At 42.0% G+C, this 22,318-nt stretch carries 23 protein-coding genes and 1 pseudogene; 18 read left to right on the top strand and 6 right to left on the bottom strand.

Annotated elements, in window-relative coordinates; genetic code table 11:
* The first annotated feature begins 294 nt into the window (after nucleotides 1–294).
* The 11 genes from MSHOH_RS14445 (at nucleotide 295) to MSHOH_RS22925 (ending at nucleotide 8,883) form a co-directional block, all read left to right on the top strand.
* Entirely contained in the window at nucleotides 295–885 is a 591-nt protein-coding gene (locus tag MSHOH_RS14445; RefSeq protein WP_048143511.1) for a 50S ribosomal protein L15e, read from the top strand.
* Entirely contained in the window at nucleotides 882–1,325 is a 444-nt protein-coding gene (locus MSHOH_RS14440) for an RNA-binding protein (protein ID WP_082089366.1), read from the top strand. Before MSHOH_RS14445 ends, MSHOH_RS14440 begins: the two co-directional genes overlap by 4 nt.
* The gene (rnp3, locus tag MSHOH_RS14435) at nucleotides 1,318–2,037 is read left to right on the top strand and encodes a ribonuclease P protein component 3 (protein WP_048140640.1); all 720 of its coding nucleotides are present in this window, start codon (nucleotides 1,318–1,320) and stop codon (nucleotides 2,035–2,037) included. Before MSHOH_RS14440 ends, rnp3 begins: the two co-directional genes overlap by 8 nt.
* Nucleotides 2,034–2,384 (top strand): Rpp14/Pop5 family protein, encoded by a 351-nt coding sequence (locus tag MSHOH_RS14430; protein ID WP_048140639.1) that lies wholly within the window; start codon nucleotides 2,034–2,036, stop codon nucleotides 2,382–2,384. Before rnp3 ends, MSHOH_RS14430 begins: the two co-directional genes overlap by 4 nt.
* Nucleotides 2,385–3,636: 1,252 nt before the next feature.
* Nucleotides 3,637–4,386 (top strand): archaeal proteasome endopeptidase complex subunit alpha, encoded by a 750-nt coding sequence (gene psmA, locus MSHOH_RS14425; protein ID WP_048140638.1) that lies wholly within the window; start codon nucleotides 3,637–3,639, stop codon nucleotides 4,384–4,386.
* 78 nt (nucleotides 4,387–4,464) lie between these two features.
* Nucleotides 4,465–5,157, top strand: a complete 693-nt coding sequence (locus tag MSHOH_RS14420; RefSeq protein ID WP_048140636.1) for a ribosome assembly factor SBDS — start codon at nucleotides 4,465–4,467, stop codon at nucleotides 5,155–5,157.
* A gap of 11 nt (nucleotides 5,158–5,168) precedes the next feature.
* Nucleotides 5,169–5,951, top strand: coding sequence for an exosome complex RNA-binding protein Rrp4 (gene rrp4, locus MSHOH_RS14415; RefSeq protein ID WP_048140634.1), 783 nt, complete (start codon nucleotides 5,169–5,171; stop codon nucleotides 5,949–5,951).
* A gap of 79 nt (nucleotides 5,952–6,030) precedes the next feature.
* Entirely contained in the window at nucleotides 6,031–7,485 is a 1,455-nt protein-coding gene (rrp41, locus tag MSHOH_RS14410) for an exosome complex exonuclease Rrp41 (RefSeq protein WP_048140632.1), read from the top strand.
* Nucleotides 7,469–8,269 (top strand): exosome complex protein Rrp42, encoded by an 801-nt coding sequence (gene rrp42, locus MSHOH_RS14405; protein ID WP_048140629.1) that lies wholly within the window; start codon nucleotides 7,469–7,471, stop codon nucleotides 8,267–8,269. The genes rrp41 and rrp42 overlap by 17 nt, the downstream gene beginning before the upstream one ends.
* 162 nt (nucleotides 8,270–8,431) lie before the next feature.
* Nucleotides 8,432–8,716 carry a 50S ribosomal protein L37ae gene (locus MSHOH_RS14400; protein WP_048140628.1) on the top strand — a complete coding sequence of 95 codons (285 nt, stop codon included), beginning with the start codon at nucleotides 8,432–8,434 and terminating at the stop codon, nucleotides 8,714–8,716.
* A gap of 29 nt (nucleotides 8,717–8,745) precedes the next feature.
* Nucleotides 8,746–8,883, top strand: a complete 138-nt coding sequence (locus tag MSHOH_RS22925) for a DNA-directed RNA polymerase subunit P (RefSeq protein ID WP_011021777.1) — start codon at nucleotides 8,746–8,748, stop codon at nucleotides 8,881–8,883.
* Between the two features lie 524 nt (nucleotides 8,884–9,407).
* On the opposite strand, the gene MSHOH_RS14395 is transcribed toward MSHOH_RS22925, so the two are convergent.
* Together MSHOH_RS14395 and MSHOH_RS14390 are read right to left on the bottom strand one after the other, a co-directional pair.
* Nucleotides 9,408–10,073: a nitroreductase family protein gene (locus tag MSHOH_RS14395; RefSeq protein ID WP_082089365.1), complete on the bottom strand. Its 666-nt coding sequence runs from the start codon at nucleotides 10,071–10,073 to the stop codon at nucleotides 9,408–9,410.
* Nucleotides 10,074–10,282: 209 nt separating this feature from the next.
* Nucleotides 10,283–10,519, bottom strand: a complete 237-nt coding sequence (locus MSHOH_RS14390; RefSeq protein WP_158024188.1) for a hypothetical protein — start codon at nucleotides 10,517–10,519, stop codon at nucleotides 10,283–10,285.
* Nucleotides 10,520–12,143: 1,624 nt separating this feature from the next.
* Between MSHOH_RS14390 and MSHOH_RS14385 the strand changes: the two genes are divergently transcribed.
* The 4 genes and pseudogenes from MSHOH_RS14385 to MSHOH_RS26060 all read left to right on the top strand — a co-directional run.
* Complete coding sequence (locus MSHOH_RS14385; RefSeq protein WP_048140623.1) at nucleotides 12,144–12,617, top strand: rRNA maturation protein; 474 nt, start codon at nucleotides 12,144–12,146, stop codon at nucleotides 12,615–12,617.
* 139 nt (nucleotides 12,618–12,756) lie between these two features.
* Entirely contained in the window at nucleotides 12,757–13,029 is a 273-nt protein-coding gene (locus MSHOH_RS14380) for a KEOPS complex subunit Pcc1 (protein WP_048140622.1), read from the top strand.
* A 346-nt stretch (nucleotides 13,030–13,375) separates the two neighbouring features.
* Complete coding sequence (locus MSHOH_RS14375) at nucleotides 13,376–15,535, top strand: sensor histidine kinase (RefSeq protein WP_048140620.1); 2,160 nt, start codon at nucleotides 13,376–13,378, stop codon at nucleotides 15,533–15,535.
* A 386-nt stretch (nucleotides 15,536–15,921) separates the two neighbouring features.
* Nucleotides 15,922–15,996, top strand: a pseudogene (locus MSHOH_RS26060) (hypothetical protein); the annotation flags it as partial.
* 362 nt (nucleotides 15,997–16,358) lie between these two features.
* Here the strand turns inward: MSHOH_RS26060 and MSHOH_RS24725 are convergent.
* Nucleotides 16,359–16,532, bottom strand: coding sequence for a hypothetical protein (locus tag MSHOH_RS24725; protein WP_204245332.1), 174 nt, complete (start codon nucleotides 16,530–16,532; stop codon nucleotides 16,359–16,361).
* Between the two features lie 367 nt (nucleotides 16,533–16,899).
* Entirely contained in the window at nucleotides 16,900–17,295 is a 396-nt protein-coding gene (locus MSHOH_RS14370) for a Mov34/MPN/PAD-1 family protein (protein WP_048140618.1), read from the bottom strand.
* Nucleotides 17,296–17,494: 199 nt separating this feature from the next.
* Here MSHOH_RS14370 and MSHOH_RS14365 point away from each other — a divergent pair, with 199 nt between their 5' ends.
* Both MSHOH_RS14365 and MSHOH_RS24720 read left to right on the top strand, forming a co-directional pair.
* Nucleotides 17,495–18,805, top strand: a complete 1,311-nt coding sequence (locus tag MSHOH_RS14365) for an NAD(P)-dependent malic enzyme (RefSeq protein WP_082089364.1) — start codon at nucleotides 17,495–17,497, stop codon at nucleotides 18,803–18,805.
* Nucleotides 18,806–18,910: 105 nt separating this feature from the next.
* On the top strand, nucleotides 18,911–19,066 hold the full coding sequence (locus MSHOH_RS24720; protein WP_204245331.1) for a hypothetical protein: 156 nt from the start codon (nucleotides 18,911–18,913) through the stop codon (nucleotides 19,064–19,066).
* A 571-nt stretch (nucleotides 19,067–19,637) separates the two neighbouring features.
* Here MSHOH_RS24720 and MSHOH_RS14360 read toward each other — a convergent pair.
* Nucleotides 19,638–19,886, bottom strand: a complete 249-nt coding sequence (locus MSHOH_RS14360; protein WP_048140616.1) for a hypothetical protein — start codon at nucleotides 19,884–19,886, stop codon at nucleotides 19,638–19,640.
* 192 nt (nucleotides 19,887–20,078) lie between these two features.
* On the opposite strand from MSHOH_RS14360, the gene MSHOH_RS14355 reads away from it, so the two are divergent.
* Entirely contained in the window at nucleotides 20,079–20,756 is a 678-nt protein-coding gene (locus tag MSHOH_RS14355; RefSeq protein ID WP_048140614.1) for a class I SAM-dependent methyltransferase, read from the top strand.
* A 191-nt stretch (nucleotides 20,757–20,947) separates the two neighbouring features.
* Here MSHOH_RS14355 and MSHOH_RS14350 read toward each other — a convergent pair whose 3' ends face one another.
* The gene (locus MSHOH_RS14350; protein WP_048140612.1) at nucleotides 20,948–22,180 is read right to left on the bottom strand and encodes an ABC transporter permease; all 1,233 of its coding nucleotides are present in this window, start codon (nucleotides 22,178–22,180) and stop codon (nucleotides 20,948–20,950) included.
* Nucleotides 22,181–22,318 lie beyond the last annotated feature (138 nt).

The raw sequence follows: 22,318 nt of genomic DNA, 5'->3' as shown, positions 1-22,318 counted from the left end.
AAACTGCGTACAGTAAAACTACGCACATTAACAACGCAAGTTATTAATGAGATGAAGTTTGCTGCAATCTCCCCCTGAATTACATCAAACAGTTTTATATAAATCAGCAACTTATATAAATCTGTTCATATTAGGGTTTATCCGGGGTTTTCTGACCGTTTACTTTGCAGGCAAAGCTTTAAATCAGATGATTCAGTTGTATCGCATGTTTCATTTTCGGGATTAGATCCCGTTGGGATGTGGTCCTGCTGGCAGGGCTGAACCGTGAAACATAAGTGAAACTTGGTGTTTAAATTGGTAAAATCTTTTTACGGATACGTACGTGATGCATGGAAAAACCCTGATGAGACCTATGTGAACGAACTCCGCTGGGAGCGCTTACAGGTCTGGAGAAAGCAGGGGTCTGTGACCAGAATTGAAAGGCCCACAAGAATCGACAGAGCACGCTCCCTTGGATACAAAGCCAAGCAAGGCATTGTTGTCGCCAGGGTAAATGTACGCCGCGGAGGGCTTGGTCATGTAAGGCCAAACCGTGGAAGAAGAACCCAGAAGCTGGGAAAGAACAAGGTCTCAGGTGGAATGAGCATCCAGAGGATCGCTGAAGCCCGTGCTGACCGCAAATACCCGAACCTTGAGGTCCTTAACTCCTACTGGGTAGGAGAAGACGGAAAGCACAAGTGGTTTGAAGTCATCCTTGTAGACCCTCACCACCCTGTAATAAAGAGCGACAAAAACCTGAACTGGATCTGCGACCCGTCCATCAGGGGCAGAGCCACCAGGGGCAAGACCAGTGCAGGCCGGAAAGGTAGAGGCATGTCCACACGTGGCAAGGGTACTGAAAAGACCAGGCCGAGCATCCGTGTACACAAGAGTCGAGGCAAGTGATTCACCACATAACAATGCGTGTGATCGCCCACGCAACCGAAGACACATCCAGAGTCCGCGAGGCTCTGGATTTTTTTTTATCCGGTGCCTGCGTAAAGGAAGGGAGCAAACTCGTAGAGGAGCTCCAGGCTGAAGGGCACCACGGAAATCCTATTACTATCCTTAGCGTGCAGCTTAAAAAGAAGGCAGAATGCCTGAACTTTGCCCGTTTTGTCCGGAGAAATTTTTCGGAAGAAGATGTGGACATGCTCAGGGAAGAAATGCCTGAAAGGCTGGACGATGATATGGTTTTTCACCTCCGCTTCGACAAGCAGGCTGCATACTTGCAGCAGGTAAAACTGACAAACTCCTCGGATGCAATCATTGCAAAGGTCAAGATCGAGACCTACCCGAAGAACAGGGAGAAAGCCGGAGCCATAGTGGAGGAATTGTTTGGGTAAACCTAAGTTTTATGATTTTTGCGTTCATGCAGCTCCGGACGGGGATAATACTATTGAGGAGCTAGCTTCCCTTGCCCGGCATTTTGGATATAGCGGGATTGCACTTGCTAACCATTCTGACAAACTCCCTGATAAGAAACCGCCTCTGCCTTCGATCGAGGGTTTTGAGGTCTTCAGGGGAATTGAGCTTGTGGAAGAGAACCCTTCGAAGCTTCACGGTTTGATTGGAAAATTCAGGAACTCAACGGATGTCCTGATTGTTCACGGAGGCTCCGAAGCAGTCAACAGGGCTGCGCTTGAAAATTCCAGAGTAGATATCCTGAATCATCCGGCTTTTGACAGGAGCAGTGGATTAAACCAGGTGCTGGCAAAAGCAGCTGCTGAAAACGGGGTTGCAATAGGCATTACCCTGAGACCTCTTTTACATTCCAGGGGTTCAAGGCGCATTCGTATGCTGTCCGACCTTAAGGCAAATCTTGAGCTTGCCAGAAAATACGAGTTTTCTCTTGTACTGTGCAGTGATGCCATGTCTTGCTTTGATCTGCGCTCCCCTATGGAAACTCTTGCTTTTGCTGAGGTCTGCGGGCTTGAAGAAGATGAGGCGTTTGATGCTATAAGTACTGTTCCGGAAAATATTCTGAAAAAGAACCGCCCAGGTCCCGGGTATGTAAGGGAAGGAATTGAAGTTCTTGAAGGAGGGGATATCTTTTGAAGCGCCTGCTTCCTTCACTCCGCGCTAAAAAGCGCTATCTTGCTTTTGAGCTGATCTCAGAAGAGCCTGCGAGTAGAAGTGACATTGTTAAAGAAGTTATCTCTTCTGCGTCATCATTACTTGGAGATGTTACTACCAGCGACTGCGATATTAAGGTACTGGGATTTGAAAATGGAAAAGGAATCATCCAGTGCTCCCACACAAAGGTTAAGGAAACAAGAGCCTCTCTTGCTGCTTTTACCCGCATTAACGGAAGAAGGGCAACTCTCCATGTACTGGGAACTTCCGGTACTGTTAAAAGGGCTACGGAGAAGTTTCTGCAGAATGAAAGTAAATTAAGCTCCTGAGTTTCAGGATTGGCTTTTAAAGATCTGGGTCAGACTATGAAGAGCCGAATTTAGGGTCCTGGAAACTTGCCCTGAAACCTGAAGAAATCAGGGCTGAGGCCTGGAGTCCTGAATTTTCGTCTTTTAATCTAAAAATTATACCAGACGGTTATTCGGCAGAATTTTAATATTTGCTAAAAAGTTTGATGAAAAAGTTTACAATTACATAAGAACATTTATTAGGAAGCTGAGCATGTCTAATTCTGCTTAAAATTAATTAAAAATACAGATATTCTATATCCTCTACATACAATAGACATAAACTGGCTCATAGGGTTTATATGTTGCTTTGCTTATATCCGGTCTTGTTTATATGAAACATGACCCGGAAAAAATCTACCTTAAAGCAATGACAGAAACCTGCAGGTGTACAATCATCCAGTATTAAGTAATTATTTAAAATAATTATTTAAAGTAATTATTTGCAAAAGAATTTCAGGCTGAAGTCATCAGGGCTGAAAACTGCAGGAATTGTCGTATAAGCTATCTAATATATATTATAATGAATGAGTATTAGTGTAACAAAATATAATATTGATTGGCAGAACTGATTGACAGAAGAGCAGCTGTGCATCGACTCCTGGTAGTTTATGCACAAGTGATCTGAGGGTCTGGATCGGAGGCACTCCAGAATTTCGGTTTAGAGGGACTGCAGGGGGAAATTCCTCCTTACAGGTTTCAAATCTGACATTAAACGCCAGAAAAGCCCTGGACTCTCATAAGCATTATAACTGAGTAAATACACTTTATTAACGGACATAGTTAACATTGGAATGGACTTTCAGACTCTGTAAAAAAACATAAAAAACTAATATAAGTGCGTAAGTCCGGGTTATACCTGATAAACGTGCTTTACAGGGTAAAAGTGCCTTTAAACTCCCTGTAACCGGGGTATTTTCCTCTGGTTTCGTCCAAAAAATCGGTTCAGGATTGAAAGTCCCGCATAAATGGTTAAAAACTCTAATAAGGAAGAAACATGTTATAGGAAATCAAAAATCGGTTTCCTTACCTGAACACTGGGTCCGGGACTTTAAGTTCCTGAGCTTTCAGGATATCCGCACAGGTTAACGCTTACTGACCAAAGCCTTTTTCGGGCATGCGGTGGTTTAGCTCACGATTCTGCGGATTTGAGATTCCTAAGGAAAAATGCCGGTTTCTGGCCGGGAAAATTGAAACAATATAGAACATAAATTAAGGCAAGGAGATACGGAATATGCAGATGGCACCACAGATGGGTTATGACAGGGCAATCACGGTTTTCAGCCCTGACGGAAGACTTTTCCAGGTAGAATATGCCCGCGAAGCGGTCAAAAGGGGAACAACAGCCGTAGGAATTAAGGCAGCCGATGGGGTAGTGCTGCTGGTTGACAAGAGAATAACAAGCAGGCTTGTGGAAGCCGAATCAATCGAAAAAATATTCCAGATTGACGATCATATTGGAGCCGCAACCTCAGGGCTTGTGGCAGATGCCCGCTCTCTTGTCGACAGGGCCCGTGTGGAAGCCCAGGTAAACAGGGTTTCTTATGACGAACCCATAGGTGTGGAGGTTATCTCCAAGAAAATCTGTGACCACAAGCAGACATACACCCAGTACGGAGGAGTTCGCCCGTACGGAACTGCACTCCTGATCGCAGGCGTGGACGATAACAAGCCAAGACTCTTTGAGACCGATCCGAGCGGCGCTCTCCTTGAGTACAAGGCAACAGCCATAGGCGCAGGTAGAAATGCAGTTGTTGAGGTCTTTGAGGCAGACTACAGGGAAGATATGAATATTGATGCTGCTATCCTCCTTGGTATGGATGCGCTCTACAAAGCTGCTGAAGGCAAGTTTGATGCCGGAACCCTTGAAGTGGGTGTTGTGTCCCTTCAGGATAAGAAGTTCAGGAAATTAGGCCCTGAAGAAGTTGAGAACTATGTTCAGCAGATCCTTGAGAAGCACAAGGGAACCGAAAGCAAAGAATAAAACCTATAAGTATTTAGAGAATGAGTAATCAGAGAATTCTGATTCTCAAACCCTATATTTTAGAGAAGGTATTCGAAAATGGTGTCCCTGGACGAGGCAGTGACTGCCCGGCTCAAAAGAGGCAGCAAACATTTCGAAGTCCTGGTAGAACCCGAAGGGGCTCTGGCCTATAAGCGAGGTGAAGAAGTAAACCTCGAAAACATTCTGGCAGTTGAAACTATCTTCGAAGATGCAAACAGAGGGGACCGGGCAGCGGAGTCCGATATTCTCAACTCTTTTGAGACAACCGACCCCTTTGAGATTGCTGCCGTGATCCTGAAAAGCGGAGAGCTTCAGCTTACCGCTGAGCAGAGAAAACGAATGCTTGAAGAGAAAAAGAAAAAGGTTATCTATACCATTTCCAGAAATGCTATAAACCCTCAGACTAGAGCACCACACCCTCCCGCAAGGATAGAAAGAGCAATGGAAGAGGCAAAGGTGCACATAGACCCTTTAAAAAGCGTGGATCAGCTGGTAGCCATTACAATGAAAGCCATTCGCCCGCTTATCCCTATACGCTTTGAAGAAATTAATATTGCTGTAAAAATCCCTCCCGAGTATGCCCCCAAAGCATATGGAGATATTTCCAAAGCCGGAACCATTACGAAGGAAGAATGGCAGCGTGACGGCTCATGGATTGCAGTGGTAAGGATTCCTGCAGGAGTCCAGACTGATTTTTACGCTCTTATAAATCATCTCACAAAGGGAGAGGCTCAGACTAAACTTTTATAAGAGGACGTTGGATGGATAAAAAAATAGTGATCCCTGGTGACCTGTTATCCGAGAACCAGAAAAAAGCCGGATACGGGACGTATGTCAAGAACGACAAGATCTATTCTTCGCTTTGCGGTATTGAGAACCGTAAAGAGGATAAAGTTGGAGTGATCCCACTTGCAGGAGCGTATATCCCCTCAGTGAATGATGTGGTGATAGGGATCGTTATTGTGGTTACTCCATCCAACTGGATACTGGATATTGCAGCGCCTTACGACGGTCTGCTCCATGTATCCGAATATCCTAGAAGAGTCGAATCCCGAGAAATGCCTGAAATTCTGGATGTAGGCGATTCTGTAATTCTCAGGGTAAAAGATGTGGATAGCTCCATGAAAATAGAGCTCGCTCTGAGGGATCCGAACCTTCATAAACTCAAAACAGGTCAGATTGTTGAAGTTGAGCCTGTGAAAGTTCCCCGTGTAATAGGACACGGCGGTTCCATGATCTCAATGCTGAAGAAAGAGACAAACTGCAGCATTTTCGTAGGCCAGAACGGCAGAATATGGATCGATGGAAAGGATGAGGATATAGAGCTTTTGAGCAAAGCTCTCCGGAAAATCGAAGCTGAAGCCCAGCGTTCCGGGTTGACAGACCGGATCTACAATTTTTTGAAAAATGAACGGATGAAAAAGAAAGAGTCCAAGCCCGTTAAATTTTTTAAAAATGAGAAGAAAGGTGTGAGTGTGGCAAAGGAAGATCATTCCGAAGACATATACAGGAAGATCGATGTACTGCTGGACCCGAAGGATTGAGTTCCGGATAGAGTCAGGAGAATTTAGGTAAGCTTCTCTAAAGAGTATTTTGGTTTAGGAGTTGTTTGGAGATTAAAGTATGAGTAATAAACCTGAAAATTTAACATTAATCACTGACGATGGGCTGCGCCTTGATGGGAGACGTGCAGATGAGATAAGGCCCATGAAAATTGAGATCGGCGTACTTTCACGAGCCGACGGTTCATGTTATCTTGAATGGGGAAGGAACAAGATCCTGGTAGGTGTATTTGGCCCCAGGGAAGCTCATCCCCGCCGCAGCCAGCGCGCAGATGCGGCAGTTATCCGTTACAGATATAATATGGCATCATTCTCCGTGGAAGACCGCGCTCGTCCGGGACCCAGCAGGCGGAGCATCGAAATTTCAAAGGTTTCCAGGGAAGCTTTCGAACCTGTGATTATGGCCGAGCTGTTTCCGAAAACAGCAATTGATATTTTTGTAGAAGTGCTTCAGGCTGACGCAGGGACAAGAACAGCAGCAATCAATGCTTCAAGCATAGCCCTTGCAGACGCCGGAATTCCCATGAAGGGACTCATTACCTCCTGTGCCTTCGGGAAAGTTGACGGGCAGATTGTGCTTGACCTTAACAAAGAAGAGGACAACTATGGAGAAGCTGATTTCCCTGTAGCAATGACCCAGGACGGAGAAATTACCCTTATCCAGATGGACGGGCACCTGACTCCTGAAGAAATCAAGAAGGGCCTGGAACTCGTAAAGAAGGGCTGCAAGGAGATTCTTGAAATCCAGCAGGCAGTCCTGAGAAAGAAGTTTGAGACCCCTGTTGAAGAAATTTCTGAAGAAACAGCAGAAGTTGAGAAAGAAGGCGAAAAAGAAGAACCAGAGTCTGTTCCTGAAGCAGTAGTTGTTGAAGAAGCGCTTGAGGAAACCGAAGAACCTGGAGCAGAGATCTCAGAAGAATCAGTTGAATCAGCAGTCCTTGCCAGCGAGGTAATTCCTGACTTTGAAGAAGAACTCGAAGAAGAGGTTGAAGAAGAGTTCGAAACCGAAGAAGAGGAGTTTGAAGAGGAAGCTTTTGAGGAAGAAGCTAAGCCTGAAGAGGATTTAGAGGAAGATTTGGAGGAAGATTTAGAGGAAGATTTGGGAGAAGAGCTCGAGGAGGAAGAATTTGAAGAGGAAGCTCTCGAAGACGAAGCTGAATTTGAAGCCTCTTTTGAAGCTGCTCCTGAACTGAAAGAGTTTGACGAGATTGAAGCCAGGCTCGAGAGAGAAGCTGCTTCCAGAGAAGCTGAAGAGGAAATAGGACTCGAAACCGAGGAAATTTCCGGGGAAGAGATCTCAGAAGAAGCTGAAGTTGAGGAAACCATTGTCTCAGAAAAACCTGTAGAACCAGAGACTGAGGTCGAACCTGAGGTTGAAACCGAAGGAGTTTCCACTGAAGCAGTAGAAACAGAAGAAGAACCTGAAGAAGAACCTGAAGAAGAAAAGTCCGAAGGTCCCTGGAAGGTAGTAAAAGACCCCTCTGAAGCCGGAACCAGGGGTGAAAAAGATGAGTGAAATCATAGCCACACTTAAGAAGGATTACATTTACAATCTGCTGATTAAAGGAAATCGCCAGGATGGGCGTGGGTTTAAAGATTTCAGGGATTTAAAGCTTGAAACAAATGTCATTTCCAAAGCGGAAGGCTCCGCGAAGGTCACCCTCGGAAACACCCAGGTGCTTGTAGGTGTGAAACTTCAGACCGGAACCCCGTTCCCGGATTCCCAGGATGAAGGCGTGATCATCACCAACCTTGAACTTAATCCCATAGCTTCTCCTGAGTTTGAGCCCGGGCCTCCTAGAGAAGAAGCAATCGAAATGGCAAGGGTTGTTGACAGGGGAATCAGGGAATCAGGCGCAATTGATATAAAGAAGCTTTGCATAACGGTTGGAGAATCCGTATGGATTGTCTTTATAGATGTCCATATCCTGAATGATGACGGAAATATCATTGATGCATCCTGTCTTGCTGCAATTGCAGCCCTCATGACCACTATGGTCCCGAATGAACAGCAGGGACTGGGCGAGAATGTGCCCCTTGCAATGAAAGAAATGCCTGTTGGCATAACCCTTGCAAAGATAGGCTCAAAGCTGATGGTTGATCCCTCCCTTGATGAGGAAGCAGTTTGTGAAACAAAACTGACCATAGTTTCCAGTTCGGACGGGTCTGTTGCAGGCATGCAGAAAATGGGTCCTGCCCCTCTTACCGAGGAAGAGCTTTTCGAGGCAATAGACCTGGCACTCGAAAAGGCAGCCGAACTTCGTGCGCTCTATCTTGAAGGACTTGCAAAAAGCGAGTAAATCAGGCAGGATTAATTAAATATAAATATTAAATGCCAGTATTACGGTCTAAGTGCATGTCTTAAGGTGATAGAAGACCTTTGCCTCAGGGTGAACCGTCCCGCAGAAGGCTCCGGGTTCTATCCCTTCTGGCTTAACATTTACGTTTAAGGAGTTATAACGATGGCAAAAAAATTCACTAAGAAAGGAAGAATTTCCAGATCTGCAGGCAGGTTTGGTCCCAGGTACGGGAGAAAAGACAGAAAGCTTGTCGCAGACCTGGAAGAACGCATGCGAGCTCCGCATGTATGCACCAAATGTGCCCGTCCTACAGTGGGAAGGATTGGTACAGGGATCTGGAAATGCAGCAAGTGCGGACACACCTTCGCAGGCGGGACTTACATCCCTTACACAAGCGTTGGTCAGACCCTGCTGCGCACAATGAAGAACATTGCTGAGGCAAAGTAAACAAACACTTTTCAGGTACGTGAGGTTGTATGGGATATAAGTGCACTCGCTGTAAACAGAAAGTGGAAATTGACTACGAGTACACCGGCATAAGGTGCCCGTACTGCGGACACAGAATCTTGGTAAAAGAGCGTCCTACAACCATTAAGCGCATCAAGGCCGAGTAAGGAGTATGTTAGTTACTCCTCTTGCCAAATAAGACGCAAAACGATGGTTGTCTGGATAAAAACCGTTTTCAAGTACTTGGACGGACAAAAACAGATGTTTCCTGTCCGGACAGTACATATCTCAATTTTCCGCTATTTTTCACCTTCTTCCTACTTCTCAGAATTTGGTAGCTTTTCTGACTTTTTGATATAATTAACACAAATTAGCCTTAGCCCAAAACTTTTTATCTTTTAACTTTGTAATATTTTTATATCTAAATATAAAAAATTTTTACTAATTAATAAATTTGAGACAGATATATATGCCTGAATATCAATAAAAGAATGCGGCATGATTAAACCGATGAATCACTTTTTGTAAAAGTGATAATTATATGAACTCTTGCTAAAAATAAAAATCATGCCAATAAGTAGACACATATATCTCGTGATTGAGCGGATTTTATCCCAGATGCATGTTTTGCCCTTCGCGTTTGGGGTGAATAAAACCTCCCCTCTCAGTCACTATTTTTTTTATTTTGGAATTAATCAATCCATTTTAAAATAACATCAGAGTTACGTGCAGGCGCCTTCAGATTTTCCTTCGCCGGGTACCCAAAGATCAGCGGTGCTATAAGCTTGTGTCCCTCAGGCACTCCCATTTCCTTCTGGAATTCCTTATCATTACCCAGCCCTGCTGCCAGACCAATCCAGCAGCTTCCGACCCCTAAAGATTGAGCTGCAAGCATCATGTTCTCCGCCGCTAGAGCACAGTCATTGTCATCGATAACGTCGGGAGACGCAAATACCAGGATGAAAACAGGTGCCCCATAGAGGATCCGGGTTGTCGGTTTTGATAAATGCTGTACATATCTGACCAGGTCCGGGTTTTTTGTATCCCCGTATGCAGCGAGGAAAACCTTTCTGGCGCGGTCGTCATATTCATCGATGAGCTGCCTGTTTTTCACGACTACAAACCGCCAAGGCTGCTTATTCACGGCGCTTGGTGCATATGTTCCCGCCCTGATAATTTCCCTGATTATTTCGTCGGGAACTTCCTTATCGGAATAATTGCGCACGGATCTACGCTGGTAAATGTTGTCCAGGACAGCGTTGGAGATTTGTTCTCCGGTAGCTTTGATATTATCCATTAAGACCTCACCATTAACAGATAAACGAATTAAGCTATTAATCTCTTTTCTACTGCTCAATGTTATCTTTTTGAAAAAAATCAGATAAGCCGTTTACTCTTAACTCTCATGTTCTGGAAAGAGCGAATAAATGGGAGGCATTGGTTTCAAGTCAAAAGTAAAAATGTGTATAGTTTTACTGTAAAATGTTAAAATGTAAATTTCACAGTAAAATTGTAAAAAATACCAAGAAAAATTGATTTTGGGATAAGCTGGTAAAATAGCAAATTTTAGCTAAAGAAAAGCCATTTAATTTCCATATATGCGTTGACAAGCATAAGAACGACCAGAACTATCAAATGCCAGCCTCGATAGTATTTCATATCTGGCTTAAGTTTCTTATCCCAATCATCTTCAGTTCTTATTATATATTTTCCTCCTTTGTTTTTTATTGTTTCAATCCTTGTTTTGCTGGAAGCTGTTTTGCAATAGGGTTTCAAAAAGTCCGGCTCTGCTTCTGTTTTCAAAATCGAGTGATTTATCAGCACATATTTTTTTGGTATTTTCCGCTGATTCTCTATTAAATTATAGTACATAAAGATATTTGAAAAAAGATAAGGGATAATCTCAATTATCCCTGTATATACGAATCTCTTGGACGGTACCTTTGTCCATGGCAGCTGATTTTCCTGTTCCTATGTAGTCAGAGATGCAAAAGTTTGTCATGAATTCGCCATAAAAAGAGAGGAAATTTTTGTTAGGGTAACTTTCTAAAAACCAGTGATGTGAATATATTTCAGTAGCGTACACTTTTTTAGCTTTATATATATATCTTGATGGTTATAGTACGAGGTATGAAATTCAAACCTACGAATTTTTGAGTGAGATGTAATATCATCAGTCGTCTTCCCCCATCTCCTCATCCTCACCAAGTTGCTCGAACGCTCAATAAAGGATGCGTTCTTTCAGACACATTCACTCCTCTGCTCCACACCAAAATATCTTCTTTCTGTATAGCAGGTTCTTAGAAAGAAGATAGCCCGATAAAAGACAGGATAAATATTATACTTTTCTTTAAATAATATTATAAAAGTTACCTCCTTACTTAACAAAGAGATAGTTTGCCCAGATTAAATATAAAAAATGAATTCCATCTTTGTGTAATGCATTTATATTAAAAAGTCGAATGGTTTAAAACAAAAACATAATAGTTAATACAAAAGTACAAGAAATTAAAACAAAAGCACAGAAATTCAAAACAAAAGAAGAATTTAAAACAAAAGAAGAATTTAAAACAAAAGAAGAAGGCGAAAAAAGAACTGGTTCAAGATATGGTTCTAGTCCGGTCAAGTACTAATAAATATCTTAAATTTCTCTTTTTTTATTTGTTTTTTCCACATGATTCTCCTATTTCGGATTTTTGCTATCAGGGTTAGACTTGCTTTCCTTCATCACAGATAATTGAGTATAAGCTTTTAAGGTATGAGAAGAAGTGCAGATAAGTATATAACTGTGCACAATAATATTTACAGTTAGATATCATCTATTACAGAATATCTAAAAAAACGAAGAAATTTAAAAATAATAATGTATGATGTAAGACCTGTCTAAAAGAATTTGACAATATGGAACACTCAGTTGAAGATTTCCCACAATGATTTAAAAAAAATTATGATTAAAGCAATATAAGGGGGCGAAATAACGGACAAGACGCCATCAACATGTGGAGAATGTGAAAAATATAACAGATCCTACGGATTTTGCCAGAAAATAATGGAATATGTCTCTCCATACGAAACTGAATTTAGATGCATGAAAAAAAGTAATAGAATTTCTATTAAATCATGATTTTCTTTATATTTTCTTTTTTATTATCCTTCTTGTAACACGTGCTTTTGATCCTCATGAAGAGTACCTCTATTTGTCCGGGGTCTGTTCATAAGTCAGAAGCCCTCAGGAACATTCCCGAAAGTACCGCATGAAAGGCCTTTCTGGAAAATCGGGTCGAATCAGGAACTTGCATCTTATCCGGCAGTCATGCTAAGTGAATTTCGCTGACGGTAGTATGCTTATTTTCAGTGAAAGCAGAAAATTAAAATAATCTTCAGGTGGAGCGAAAGTGAAAAATACTCTAATCTCATCAAAGGAAGCATGTTAGTTACTTCTTCTCGCAAACCTTCTGCAAAGACTCGGACGCTTTGCAAACTCCTTTCGCGCTTTATTGCCGGCAGGTGCATTTCCCGTGGCAAGATGGGCATGCAGGAACTTCTCGAGTTTGCAGAGGGCGGGCCTCTGATAGTCATAGGGGAGTACCACGGAAATCCCGGGGAGCTTGCCTTTTACGACGATGCAGGAAAACTTCTTTTTTCCCTCAGGTTTTCAGACTGGTATTCTGAAGAAATCGATTCTTACTGGTTTCCGGACGTTGAACCGGTGTTTACAGGCAAGGGAGAGATTGCGGACGCACTTGAGTCTTTTTTCCGTTTTAATAGGGTAGAAGAGGATAAGATCGATCAGCTTCCTCCCAGTTCCACACTGATTGTGGCAGGAGAAAAAGAGGTTGATCTCATGGGCAGCGGGAAGTCCCTTTTTAAGTTAACTGTCAAGGGCTTCAAGAAGTACTGACCAGTACCTCTTTCAACCCGTTTTTTGAAATCGACTTTCTGATCCTGGACCAAAAAGTTAAAATTAGAATCCGTATCTGGTTAAAGAGCCAGGTTTAAATTTAAGGTTTTAAGCCAAGTTTCTTCTCAGGAGGAATTTTTTGAAACTTTCCGCAGAGTTTACATTTGAAACCGAAACTGCCGAAAAGATTTATCAGGCTGTCCTTCCCGAACTTAATGATAACTTCTCTGAAAGGTCAAGAATAGGGCTGTCCCTTGAAGGTACAAACTGCCTTATACTTACGGTTAAAGCCGAAGATACGGTTTCCCTGCGTTCTGCCCTGAACACATGGTTCAGACTTATCCAGATAGCCCAGGAAATCCTTGAGGTCACATCTGAGACCCTCTCGACGGGGACACCCACCAGTAAGTAAGAACTGTGCCTCTGGAGAGTATGCCCCGCACTTCCCTGAACAAATGCACGGACATATTTGCTACTAATTTTAATTCCCAGGATTCTCAAATAAGTACGTAATCAGGGACACAAAACTCGTAGTTAAAGAATCGCTGGACTTTTATCCGCCATATAATCAAATTTCTACTGATGAGTATTTAAGTTCAGCCCAATTTTTTATATTTAATTGTAGAGCATAATTGGCGGAATAAATGTTACTTATTAATTAATTTTCTTACAATGTCAACCTAGGCTTATATACTTATCTCACCTTTTAATGATAATGCTGTCTTACTTTTCAGCCATTCTTTATCCAGGGTCCAGGGGTGTCAGGAACGGATATTAGCAAAAAAATTTTTATAATAACAATTTTAATTTTTGCAGTTCTTACTACTACCTATGCATTCACTTACAACCTTCAGCTTTCTAACTTTTTGGGGCTTGAACAGGCAAATACATTGAATGATGTTGAAAGGTTGCAGAACGTGGTTTATGCCGAACAGAGGTATCTTGATAAAATGGTTCAGGATTGGTCCTGCTGGGATGATACTTATCGTTTTATCGATGACAGAAACCAGGAGTATATAAACGTAAATCTTCAGAATCAGACTCTTGCCGGACTCAAAGTAAATGTTATGCTTTTTGTTAATGAGACCGGCTCGCTTGTTTACTCAAAATCGATAGATATTAACACCGAAAAGGAGAAGCCGGTTCCGGAAGAGCTTATAAAACTGGTAGAAAGTGGGAAGCTCTCAACAAAAACAGAGCATGATGTTATCCGCGGTTATGTTTTGCTTGATGAAAACCCTATATATATTTCCTGTCACCCTATCCTTACGACAAGGTATGAAGGACCCGTGAAGGGCACTCTAATTTTCGGGAGGTACTTTGACAGTGACCTTCTTTATTATTTTAAAGAAAGTGTCAGCTCTTCAATTTTGATGTACCGAGCAGATGAAGGTATGCCCTCCGATTTACAGGAAAGGTTCCAAAACTTTTCAGAGTTCCCTGACAGAGCCATTGTCAAGCCTCTTAGCGAAGAGATAATAGCAGGGTATTTCGGGTTAATGGACATTTCAGGCCAGCCTGCTCTTATTATGAGAACTGATTTCTCAAGAGACCTTTACCTGAACAGCAAAAAAACTCTGGATAATATGTATTTTTTCCTTATCCTAACCGGGCTTGTGACAGGTATTGGAGTTAAATTTGCACTTGACAATTTCTTTGTTTCAAGACTTATCGAAATTGATAATTTCGTTACAAGGGTCAGGTCGGAAAAAGATCTTTCCAGAAGATTGGACCTGAAAGACAACGATGAACTCTACCGCCTCTCAAGGGAAATAAACGGGATGCTGAATGAAATCGAACTGACAGAACATGAAATAAAAAGGCAGGAACGAGAAAAGAAAGTCCTGCTTGACTCTCTGAACGAGATAGTTATTTTCATAAATCCTGAACATAATCTCGTATGGGCAAACAAAGCTGCGCTTGAATATATGCATATGGACCTTGAAAAAGCAAGGGGAATACACCTTAAAGACACTCCGGGAATGGACGATCTGCTGATTCAACACCTGCCACTTGAAGAGATCTTTGCATCAGGAAATAAAGAGTCAGAGGAATTTACTTTAGAGGATGGAAACTCATGGTTTGTCCAGGCAACTCCGGTGATTGATGACAATGGTAGAATCATAGGCGTGCTGGAAACCTTCAGGGACATTACCGAAAGGAAAGAAATTGAAAGACTTTTCCAGGAAAAACAAGTTGCAGAAATTGCAAACCGTACAAAGAGCGAATTCCTTGCAAATATGAGCCATGAACTGAGAACTCCGCTTAACTCAATAATAGGATTCTCAGATCTTCTATATGAACAGGCTTTTGGGGAGTTGAATGAAAAGCAGCTAAAGTATGCAGGCAATATTTCAAGAAGTGGAAAGCATCTTCTGAATCTGATCAATGCCATTCTTGATCTTTCCAAAGTAGAAGCCGGAAAACTGGAGCTTGAATATAAAGATTTTGAACTTACTAATAAGTTGAGCATGATAAAGAATCTTTTGTCTCCAATCGCGGACCGTAAAAACATCACAATTGAAATCGATGTGGATAAAGGTCTTACCACTGTCCGTGCGGACGAGTCAAGGTTTGTCCAGGTAATGTACAATCTCCTGGATAATGCTATAAAGTTCTCCTATGAAAATAGTCCTGTGAAAATAGAGGCAAAAAAGAAAGGAGATATGGTGGAAGTAACGGTTAAGGATCATGGAATAGGGATCAAAGCTGAAGACCAGTGCAAACTTTTCAAGCCCTTCAGCCAGGTTGATCCGTTTCTCTCGAAAAGCTCCCAGGGAACCGGGCTTGGGCTCTCTCTGGTTAAACAGATTGTACACCTGCACGGAGGGTATGTCTGGTTCAGGAGCGTCCAGGAGGAGGGGAGTACCTTTGCATTCGCAATTCCTATAAATGGTTATATAAAATCCGGAAAATAAGATTTAACAGCTCTTAAATAGCCAATTCTCAGGACTTTGTAGGGTTTTAGTAATTTCGTATTTCTGGTTTAGAGGGGAGTAACAGATGTGGGAAAGTAAATTAACTGTTCTTTTAGCGATTGCTGTCTTTTTTATTTTTACAGCTTATAACCCTGCATCCGCCAGGGAAATTAAGTAGATAATAATGGTTCAGATGCGGATTATAAATCGATTCAGGAAGCAGTAAACTGTTCCTCTTCAGGGGATCTAATTCTCGTTTATCCAGGTTCCTATAACGAAAGTGTGGACATCGGGATACAGGATATAAGCATCCTTTCCGAGTCTGGCAATCCAGAGGATACTACTCATTTACCAAACCTGGAAAATATAATGTAAGCCTTACAGTAACGAATGCAAATGGATCGGATACAGAGACCAGATCTGAATATATTGTTGTTTCCGGAGATCAAAAAGCATATTGATCGAAAGATCAACATTAAAGGATATCTGGAAAGTTACTGATCACATCTGACAAAAGCGGCATATCTATTCTGCCTTGTCAGGTATGAGGTTTAGTCTTTCCTTTATCTTATTTCAATTGATAAAAATTAGGCAAGTTTGAATAAAATATCAAAAGTTAGCGTATAAAGAAACATAAAAGTAAAAAAGAAGATATAAAAAGGAAAGAAATGGGACTAACTTAAAATTCGTTTGATCCGGCAAGCAGAAAAAAGATTTTTTTTGCGCTTTCCGGTGTTTTGTCCAGCTGGAGGCTTGATCAATGTATTTTTTACACTTTCAACCTCATTTAACGAGTTTTTTCGTCCCCGATCCGTTATTCATGTTAGTACCTTGCCGCTCCGGCTTTTTTCGATTTGGGACTTTTATTTGGCCTGAAAGCCCGCTCCGGGCACTTCTTGGAATCGGTTTTCCCGCGTACTTCAAATCCGAGGCTGAAGCATTCGCCTTTTATCTCATCAATAGCCGTATAAAATCTGCAGTCTTGGCATGTAGGCATTAAGATTACTACCTCCAGATACGTGAAGGCTATCTGGATCTTGAGTTCCAGATATATTTCCCGGATACATACTTTGAGCTAAAGTTCCTGCCTTCAAATAAACGTGCAGGATGTATCCCATAAATAATGCGTATCTGTAAATAAAATGTTTTTGGTAGGTAATAAGGCAGGCAGCAGACAGGTTCCGGAGAAAAATCACTATCTTCTCAGGTATTACTGTAAAAAACGGTAAAATTATCACTACAGTGAATAAACTAATCGGTTATTCTGGAGAATAAAGCAGGAATATTGGCTCGAGTTTGTCCGGGTATTGATTTAAACAATAACTACATTTTACAGGAGATGTAGTCATGCAAGTCTTGTCTTCTCAAATTTCCATATCTTCTTCGAATTCTATATCAAGGACAGGAAGCTCTTTGATATTTCCTTCCCTATCATAGCAGGTCCAGCTCTGCCTGCTGTAAGGACTACCCACTATAATATGGCAGTTTCCTGTTTTCGAAAAGAGACGCAGGTCAGCTTTTGACGGCCTTCGGTTAGGTCCGGGATGGCTGTGGACCGAACCTGCAGCTTTTACATTCGGCATCATATAAAGCCTGAGGACTGCACTTGAGTCGCTGGACTCCGTTCCGGGCAGGATAAGTACCTCGGTGATTATTCCGTCCTTTTCCTGCAAAAGCCCGGCAAACTCTTCAGGAGCCATTGACCTGCTAGCTTCGAGGATAAAATCAAGAGTATCACGTGCAATTCCTTTTATCTGCATACAGATTAATTCTCCTGAAATGGTATATCTCTTTCTGAAGAGAAACAAATCTTCTGAATTTCATTCCACTTGATTTATTTATGGTTTGTACAGATTATTGAGCAACAACGTGCTTTTTAATGACCAGTTTTTCGGAAATTTCCCTTTCCGGAACTGTTCTTTATACCAACAGGGGGCTAGTAAAATTAGAGATGTTCGTTTGGTTTCAAACACGGAAAAAGATCTGGAAGGAAATGTAGAGAAGGGCTCTGAAACAACTTCTCAAAAGATTTCTGAACAGGGTATCAAAAATGAGAATGACGTGCACACTTCATTGTATCAGGAATCGCTTGCAATGCATAGAAGGCTTGGAGGCGTACTTGAAGTTGCAAGCAAAGTTCATCTGCGTACAATTCACGACTTAAGCGTTGCCTATACGCCTGGAGTTGCCGAACCCTGCCGGAAAATTAGCGAAAATCCGAATCTTGTTTACCTGTACACTCTTAAGAAAAATACGGTTGCTGTCGTAACTGACGGATCAGCTGTACTCGGGCTTGGGAACATAGGTCCTTATGCGGCTCTGCCGGTTATGGAAGGAAAAGCTATAATCTTCAAGGAATTTGCCGGCATAGATGCTTTTCCGATCTGTCTGGACACTCAGGATACCGAAGAGGTTATTAAAGCGGTAAAAAACCTGGCTCCGGTCTTCGGGGGCATTAATCTTGAAGATATAAGTGCACCCCGGTGTTTTGAAATTGAGGCAAGGTTGCGGGAAGAGCTTGACCTTCCTGTTATCCACGACGATCAGCACGGAACTGCCATTGTCGTATTTGCCGGGCTCCTTAATGCCCTTAAAATTGTAAAAAAGGAGTTGAGCGAACTAAAAATAGTAATCTCAGGACTTGGGGCTGCAGGGGTTGCAATTTTCAGGTTCCTTGTAAGGGCAGGAGCAGATCCAGCAAAAATCCTTACCTGCGACAGCCAGGGAATTGTATATGAAGGGCGGGAAAAAGGCATGAACCCTGTAAAAGAAGAAGTTGCAAGGCTTACGAACCCTGAAAAGTTAAAAGGAGGGCTAAAAGAAGCTTTGCCGGGAGCTGACCTCTTTATAGGAGTCTCGGTCGGAGGGATCGTAACCGAGGATATGGTTCACTCAATGGCAAAAGATGCTATTGTAATGGCTATGGCAAACCCTGTCCCAGAAATTATGCCCGATGCTGCAAAAAAAGCGGGTGCAAGAATCGTTGCGACTGGCAGGTCGGATTTTCCAAACCAGCTCAACAACTGCTTGAGTTTCCCCGGAGTCTTCAAAGGGGCTCTTGGTACCTGTGCAAGGAAGATAACCTCTGAAATGGAAATGGCAGCAGCCCGTGCCCTTGCAAATATTGTGACTGCCGGCGAGCTTTCAGAAGATTATATTATCCCTGACCCTCTCGATAAGCACGTGGTGCCTGCGGTTGCAAAAGCCGTTGCAGATGCTTCCCTTGAAGGTTGCGTTGCAAGGAAAAGCCTTGAAGAAATTTCTGAATAAGTTTGAATTATCGATAAGCAGACCAATTTTCAGAATCTTTGTTTCAAAACCAATTTTAATCTAAATTACATATTTTTTCTGTCAAGTATATAAGGGGAGTATGCAATGAATTGTACCGATCTGAAACAGGGCCAAATACTTGTCTGTGAGAGGTGCGGGTTTGAACTACAGGTAGTAAATGAATGCGTAGATAACAGCTGCTCTGCAGGCTGCACCGGCGATATGGACTGTTGCGGCGAACCGATGAAACTGAAAGAATAAGCAAAACAGACTATACGCAAGACAAACTAGTGGAACGCGTAAGAGAATAAAACCAAAGAAGGTGCATTAAAGATAAAACCAGAAAAACTTTAATAAGGATTTTCTTCAGAATTTGAAAATTGTAAAGGTCTACTTTTGTTTTAGCTTAGATTTTGTTCTAGTTCGTCTCTACCTTCTATTTAAATCACTTTTTGTCTTAATTTTAAAAATCCAGCTGGAGGAATTATGTTTATACTTAATTCTTGTTTTGGGGTGACGGACAAATCTTCTTTTCATTCTCAGAAGTGAAGTATAAATACAACTTTAGTATTATATTGAATGGGTTGTGGGGAACTGTCGTATGTACAGATCTCTCTAAATTGGACAAAACCTCTTTAATATCCCCCACACCCATAAATTATTTTTCAGGAGATTTCTTAAAATATTATTTCTCAGGAAATTTTTTGAAATTCTTCCTGAACTGATTCTAAGACCTTTTTTACTCTAAACCACTAAACCTACAGCAGTAAAAATTGAAAATTGAAAATTGAAAACATCTGTTAATGCGAAAAAATAAAACATGAACTGGAACTTATTCGGTCCTGATTTTTTTAATCTCTTCTAATATTTTCTTCTGAGTCTCTGCTATTTCTTTTAGCGTTTTATTGATCTCTATCATCATCTTTATTGTATTCTGTGCCGTGCATGTTTCTTGAGTTTCCTTCTGGCATGTCTCAAACTCCTCCAGTTCTTCCCTTTGCAGTTCCCTCAGGACATCTCCCAGTACGCCAAATTCTCGGCTCTTGTCTGCACTGGCTGCTGCTTTATCTTTTTCATACATGGTTCTAATAATGCCGCAAAATATAAATTATTTTTGAGCTCTGTACAGAATACACCAGGATCAGTTTCAAAACATTAAACAAACACTTGATACGGTTGACAGGTCAAAACGAATTAATGGTATGCAGTACAAAGTATATGCAGTGCAAAAGAAAAGAAATGCCAGCCCATAGTGTAAAAACCGGAGAAAGACATGAGCGAAGTTCAAAGAAAGTTTGATGCTGTTTCAAAAAAGTATGATGAACAGAGAAAGAAGTTTATACCCTGCTTTGATGATTTCTATGGAACAGCGGTATCCGTGGCATCAGTAGGTACGGAAAGCCCAAGAATACTGGATATGGGTGCCGGAACAGGGCTTCTATCGGCATTTCTGATGAAAAGATATCCTGGGGCATCACTTACTCTTATTGATATCTCGGAAAAAATGTTGGATGTGGCAAAAGACAGATTCAGAGGTAATTCAAACGTAAAATATATTATAGCAGATTATTCAAAATATGATTTCACGGAAAAATACGATATGATAGTGTCAGCCCTGTCTATCCACCATCTGGAAGATGAAGAGAAAAATAAGCTCTATAAAAAAAGTTATTCCATTCTTAAAGAGAATGGGATTTTCATCAACGCGGATCAGGTACATGGAGAAACTCCATTCATAGATAATCTAAATAAGACAACATGGAGACACTACGTCGAAAACAGCGGCCTTACCGAGGAAGAAATACTGGCTGGTTATGAACGGACCAAACTTGATAAGGATTCGAAACTGGATCAACAGCTGGAATGGCTTAAAGAAGCAGGGTTTTGTGATGTCAGTTGCATATATAAATACTATCATTTTGCAGTGATGTTTGGAAGGAAAATTGTGTAAATTGAAGGTTTTGTTCTGCAAGTTCCTGTTCAATAAGTAAAAATATGTCTCTTACAAATCTTGCATACAGGTTCTTTTTCAAAAAGAGCTGACAAATAAAAGACCATAAATCTGCCTTACTTTTCCCTGCTTTTTCTTCTTCCGGTCAAGCAAGAAAATCAAGAAAGAGTTGATCCCTTTCTTTTCTCCGTTTATTCATATCTCAGTGCGTCTACTGGCCTTAATTTCGAGGCTCTGTACGCAGGAACAACTCCTGAGATCACACCTATTACTATTGCGAGAACCAGGCCTTCAACCATCAGGTGAAGACTCACTCCACCTCCTGATGTCATTTGTCCCATCATCGCCTGAAGCCCGGATGAAACAAAGGTCCCCAGAGCAACTCCAAGGATGCCTCCAACAAGCCCTACCATTGCGGAGTTAAAGAGGAAAATCATGAGTATATCCCTATTTTTCGCCCCGATGGCTTTCATAGTCCCTATTTCTTTTGTCTTTTCCAGTACAGAGGTAAACATGGTGTTGGCGATACCCACAGCTCCTACAAGAAGGGAGACGGCTGCAATGGCTCCGAGGAAGAGTGTCATCGAACTTGTCATTTCGGTAACAGACTCAGCCATAGACTTTGAGGCGCTAACAGAGAAGTCCCTGTCGTCATCCCTGATAATGTGCCTCGAAATCATGAGCTTCTTTTCGATATCTTCCATAAGTCCGTCCACAAGGTCTTCACTCTTGGCTTTTACCGTGATTGAATTATAAACACCGTCTTCTGCATCGTCAATCAGGTTTACCGCTACATCGATTGGCATGTAAATGCTTCTGTCGCCCTGCCCCTCTTCTGTAAGAATTCCGACAACGCGCACTGCTTTACCATTGATCGTTATTACCTGATTGACTCCGATATCCTGGTCATAAATTCCACTGGCAACTCCGCTTCCTATAACTGCGACATACTTATCCGAGGGTTCAAGTAGCCTTCCGGATTGCGTTTTCAGAGTAGTCATATACTTCCAGACCTGAGGGTCCACACCTGTGATTGACAGAGTTGCATTTTGTGCGGCATAAACCACGGGTTCACTGCCGGAAATCTGACCGGCTATATATTGTACACCATCCAGGCCTTGAAGTGCCTTAATGTCATCATCGGTTAATTCGACATCCGTTGTCGTACCACCTTCCCTGGACCATCCACCTCTAGGTCCGTGCATGTTTGAAGATGCTTTAATATATCCGGGGGAAATGGTTATTTTTGTAAGATCCATTTCGGCAAGCCTGCTCTGCACCTGCTCTTCCATAGCTTCCCCGAGAGAGAGGATACCAACAACAGACCCGATCCCTATAACTATCCCGATAATGGTCAGCCAGCTTCGGAGTTTGCTATGCACAAGCATATTCAGGCCCATTTTCAGGTAGGTTGAATTTCTCATCTTGCATCCTTCCGTTTTCTATCGGTTTGATTTTCAGTTTTTGTGGGCTTCAAGCTTCTTATTCCCTGCTTTTTTCTCTTTCTCATTGCCTGTTTTGTGGCGACATCTATTATTCTTCGTAAGAGAGCAGGGTAATAA

It is taken from the genome of Methanosarcina horonobensis HB-1 = JCM 15518, from assembly GCF_000970285.1.
Classification (GTDB): domain Archaea; phylum Halobacteriota; class Methanosarcinia; order Methanosarcinales; family Methanosarcinaceae; genus Methanosarcina; species Methanosarcina horonobensis.
This window is presented reverse-complemented; position numbering and strand designations above follow the sequence as displayed.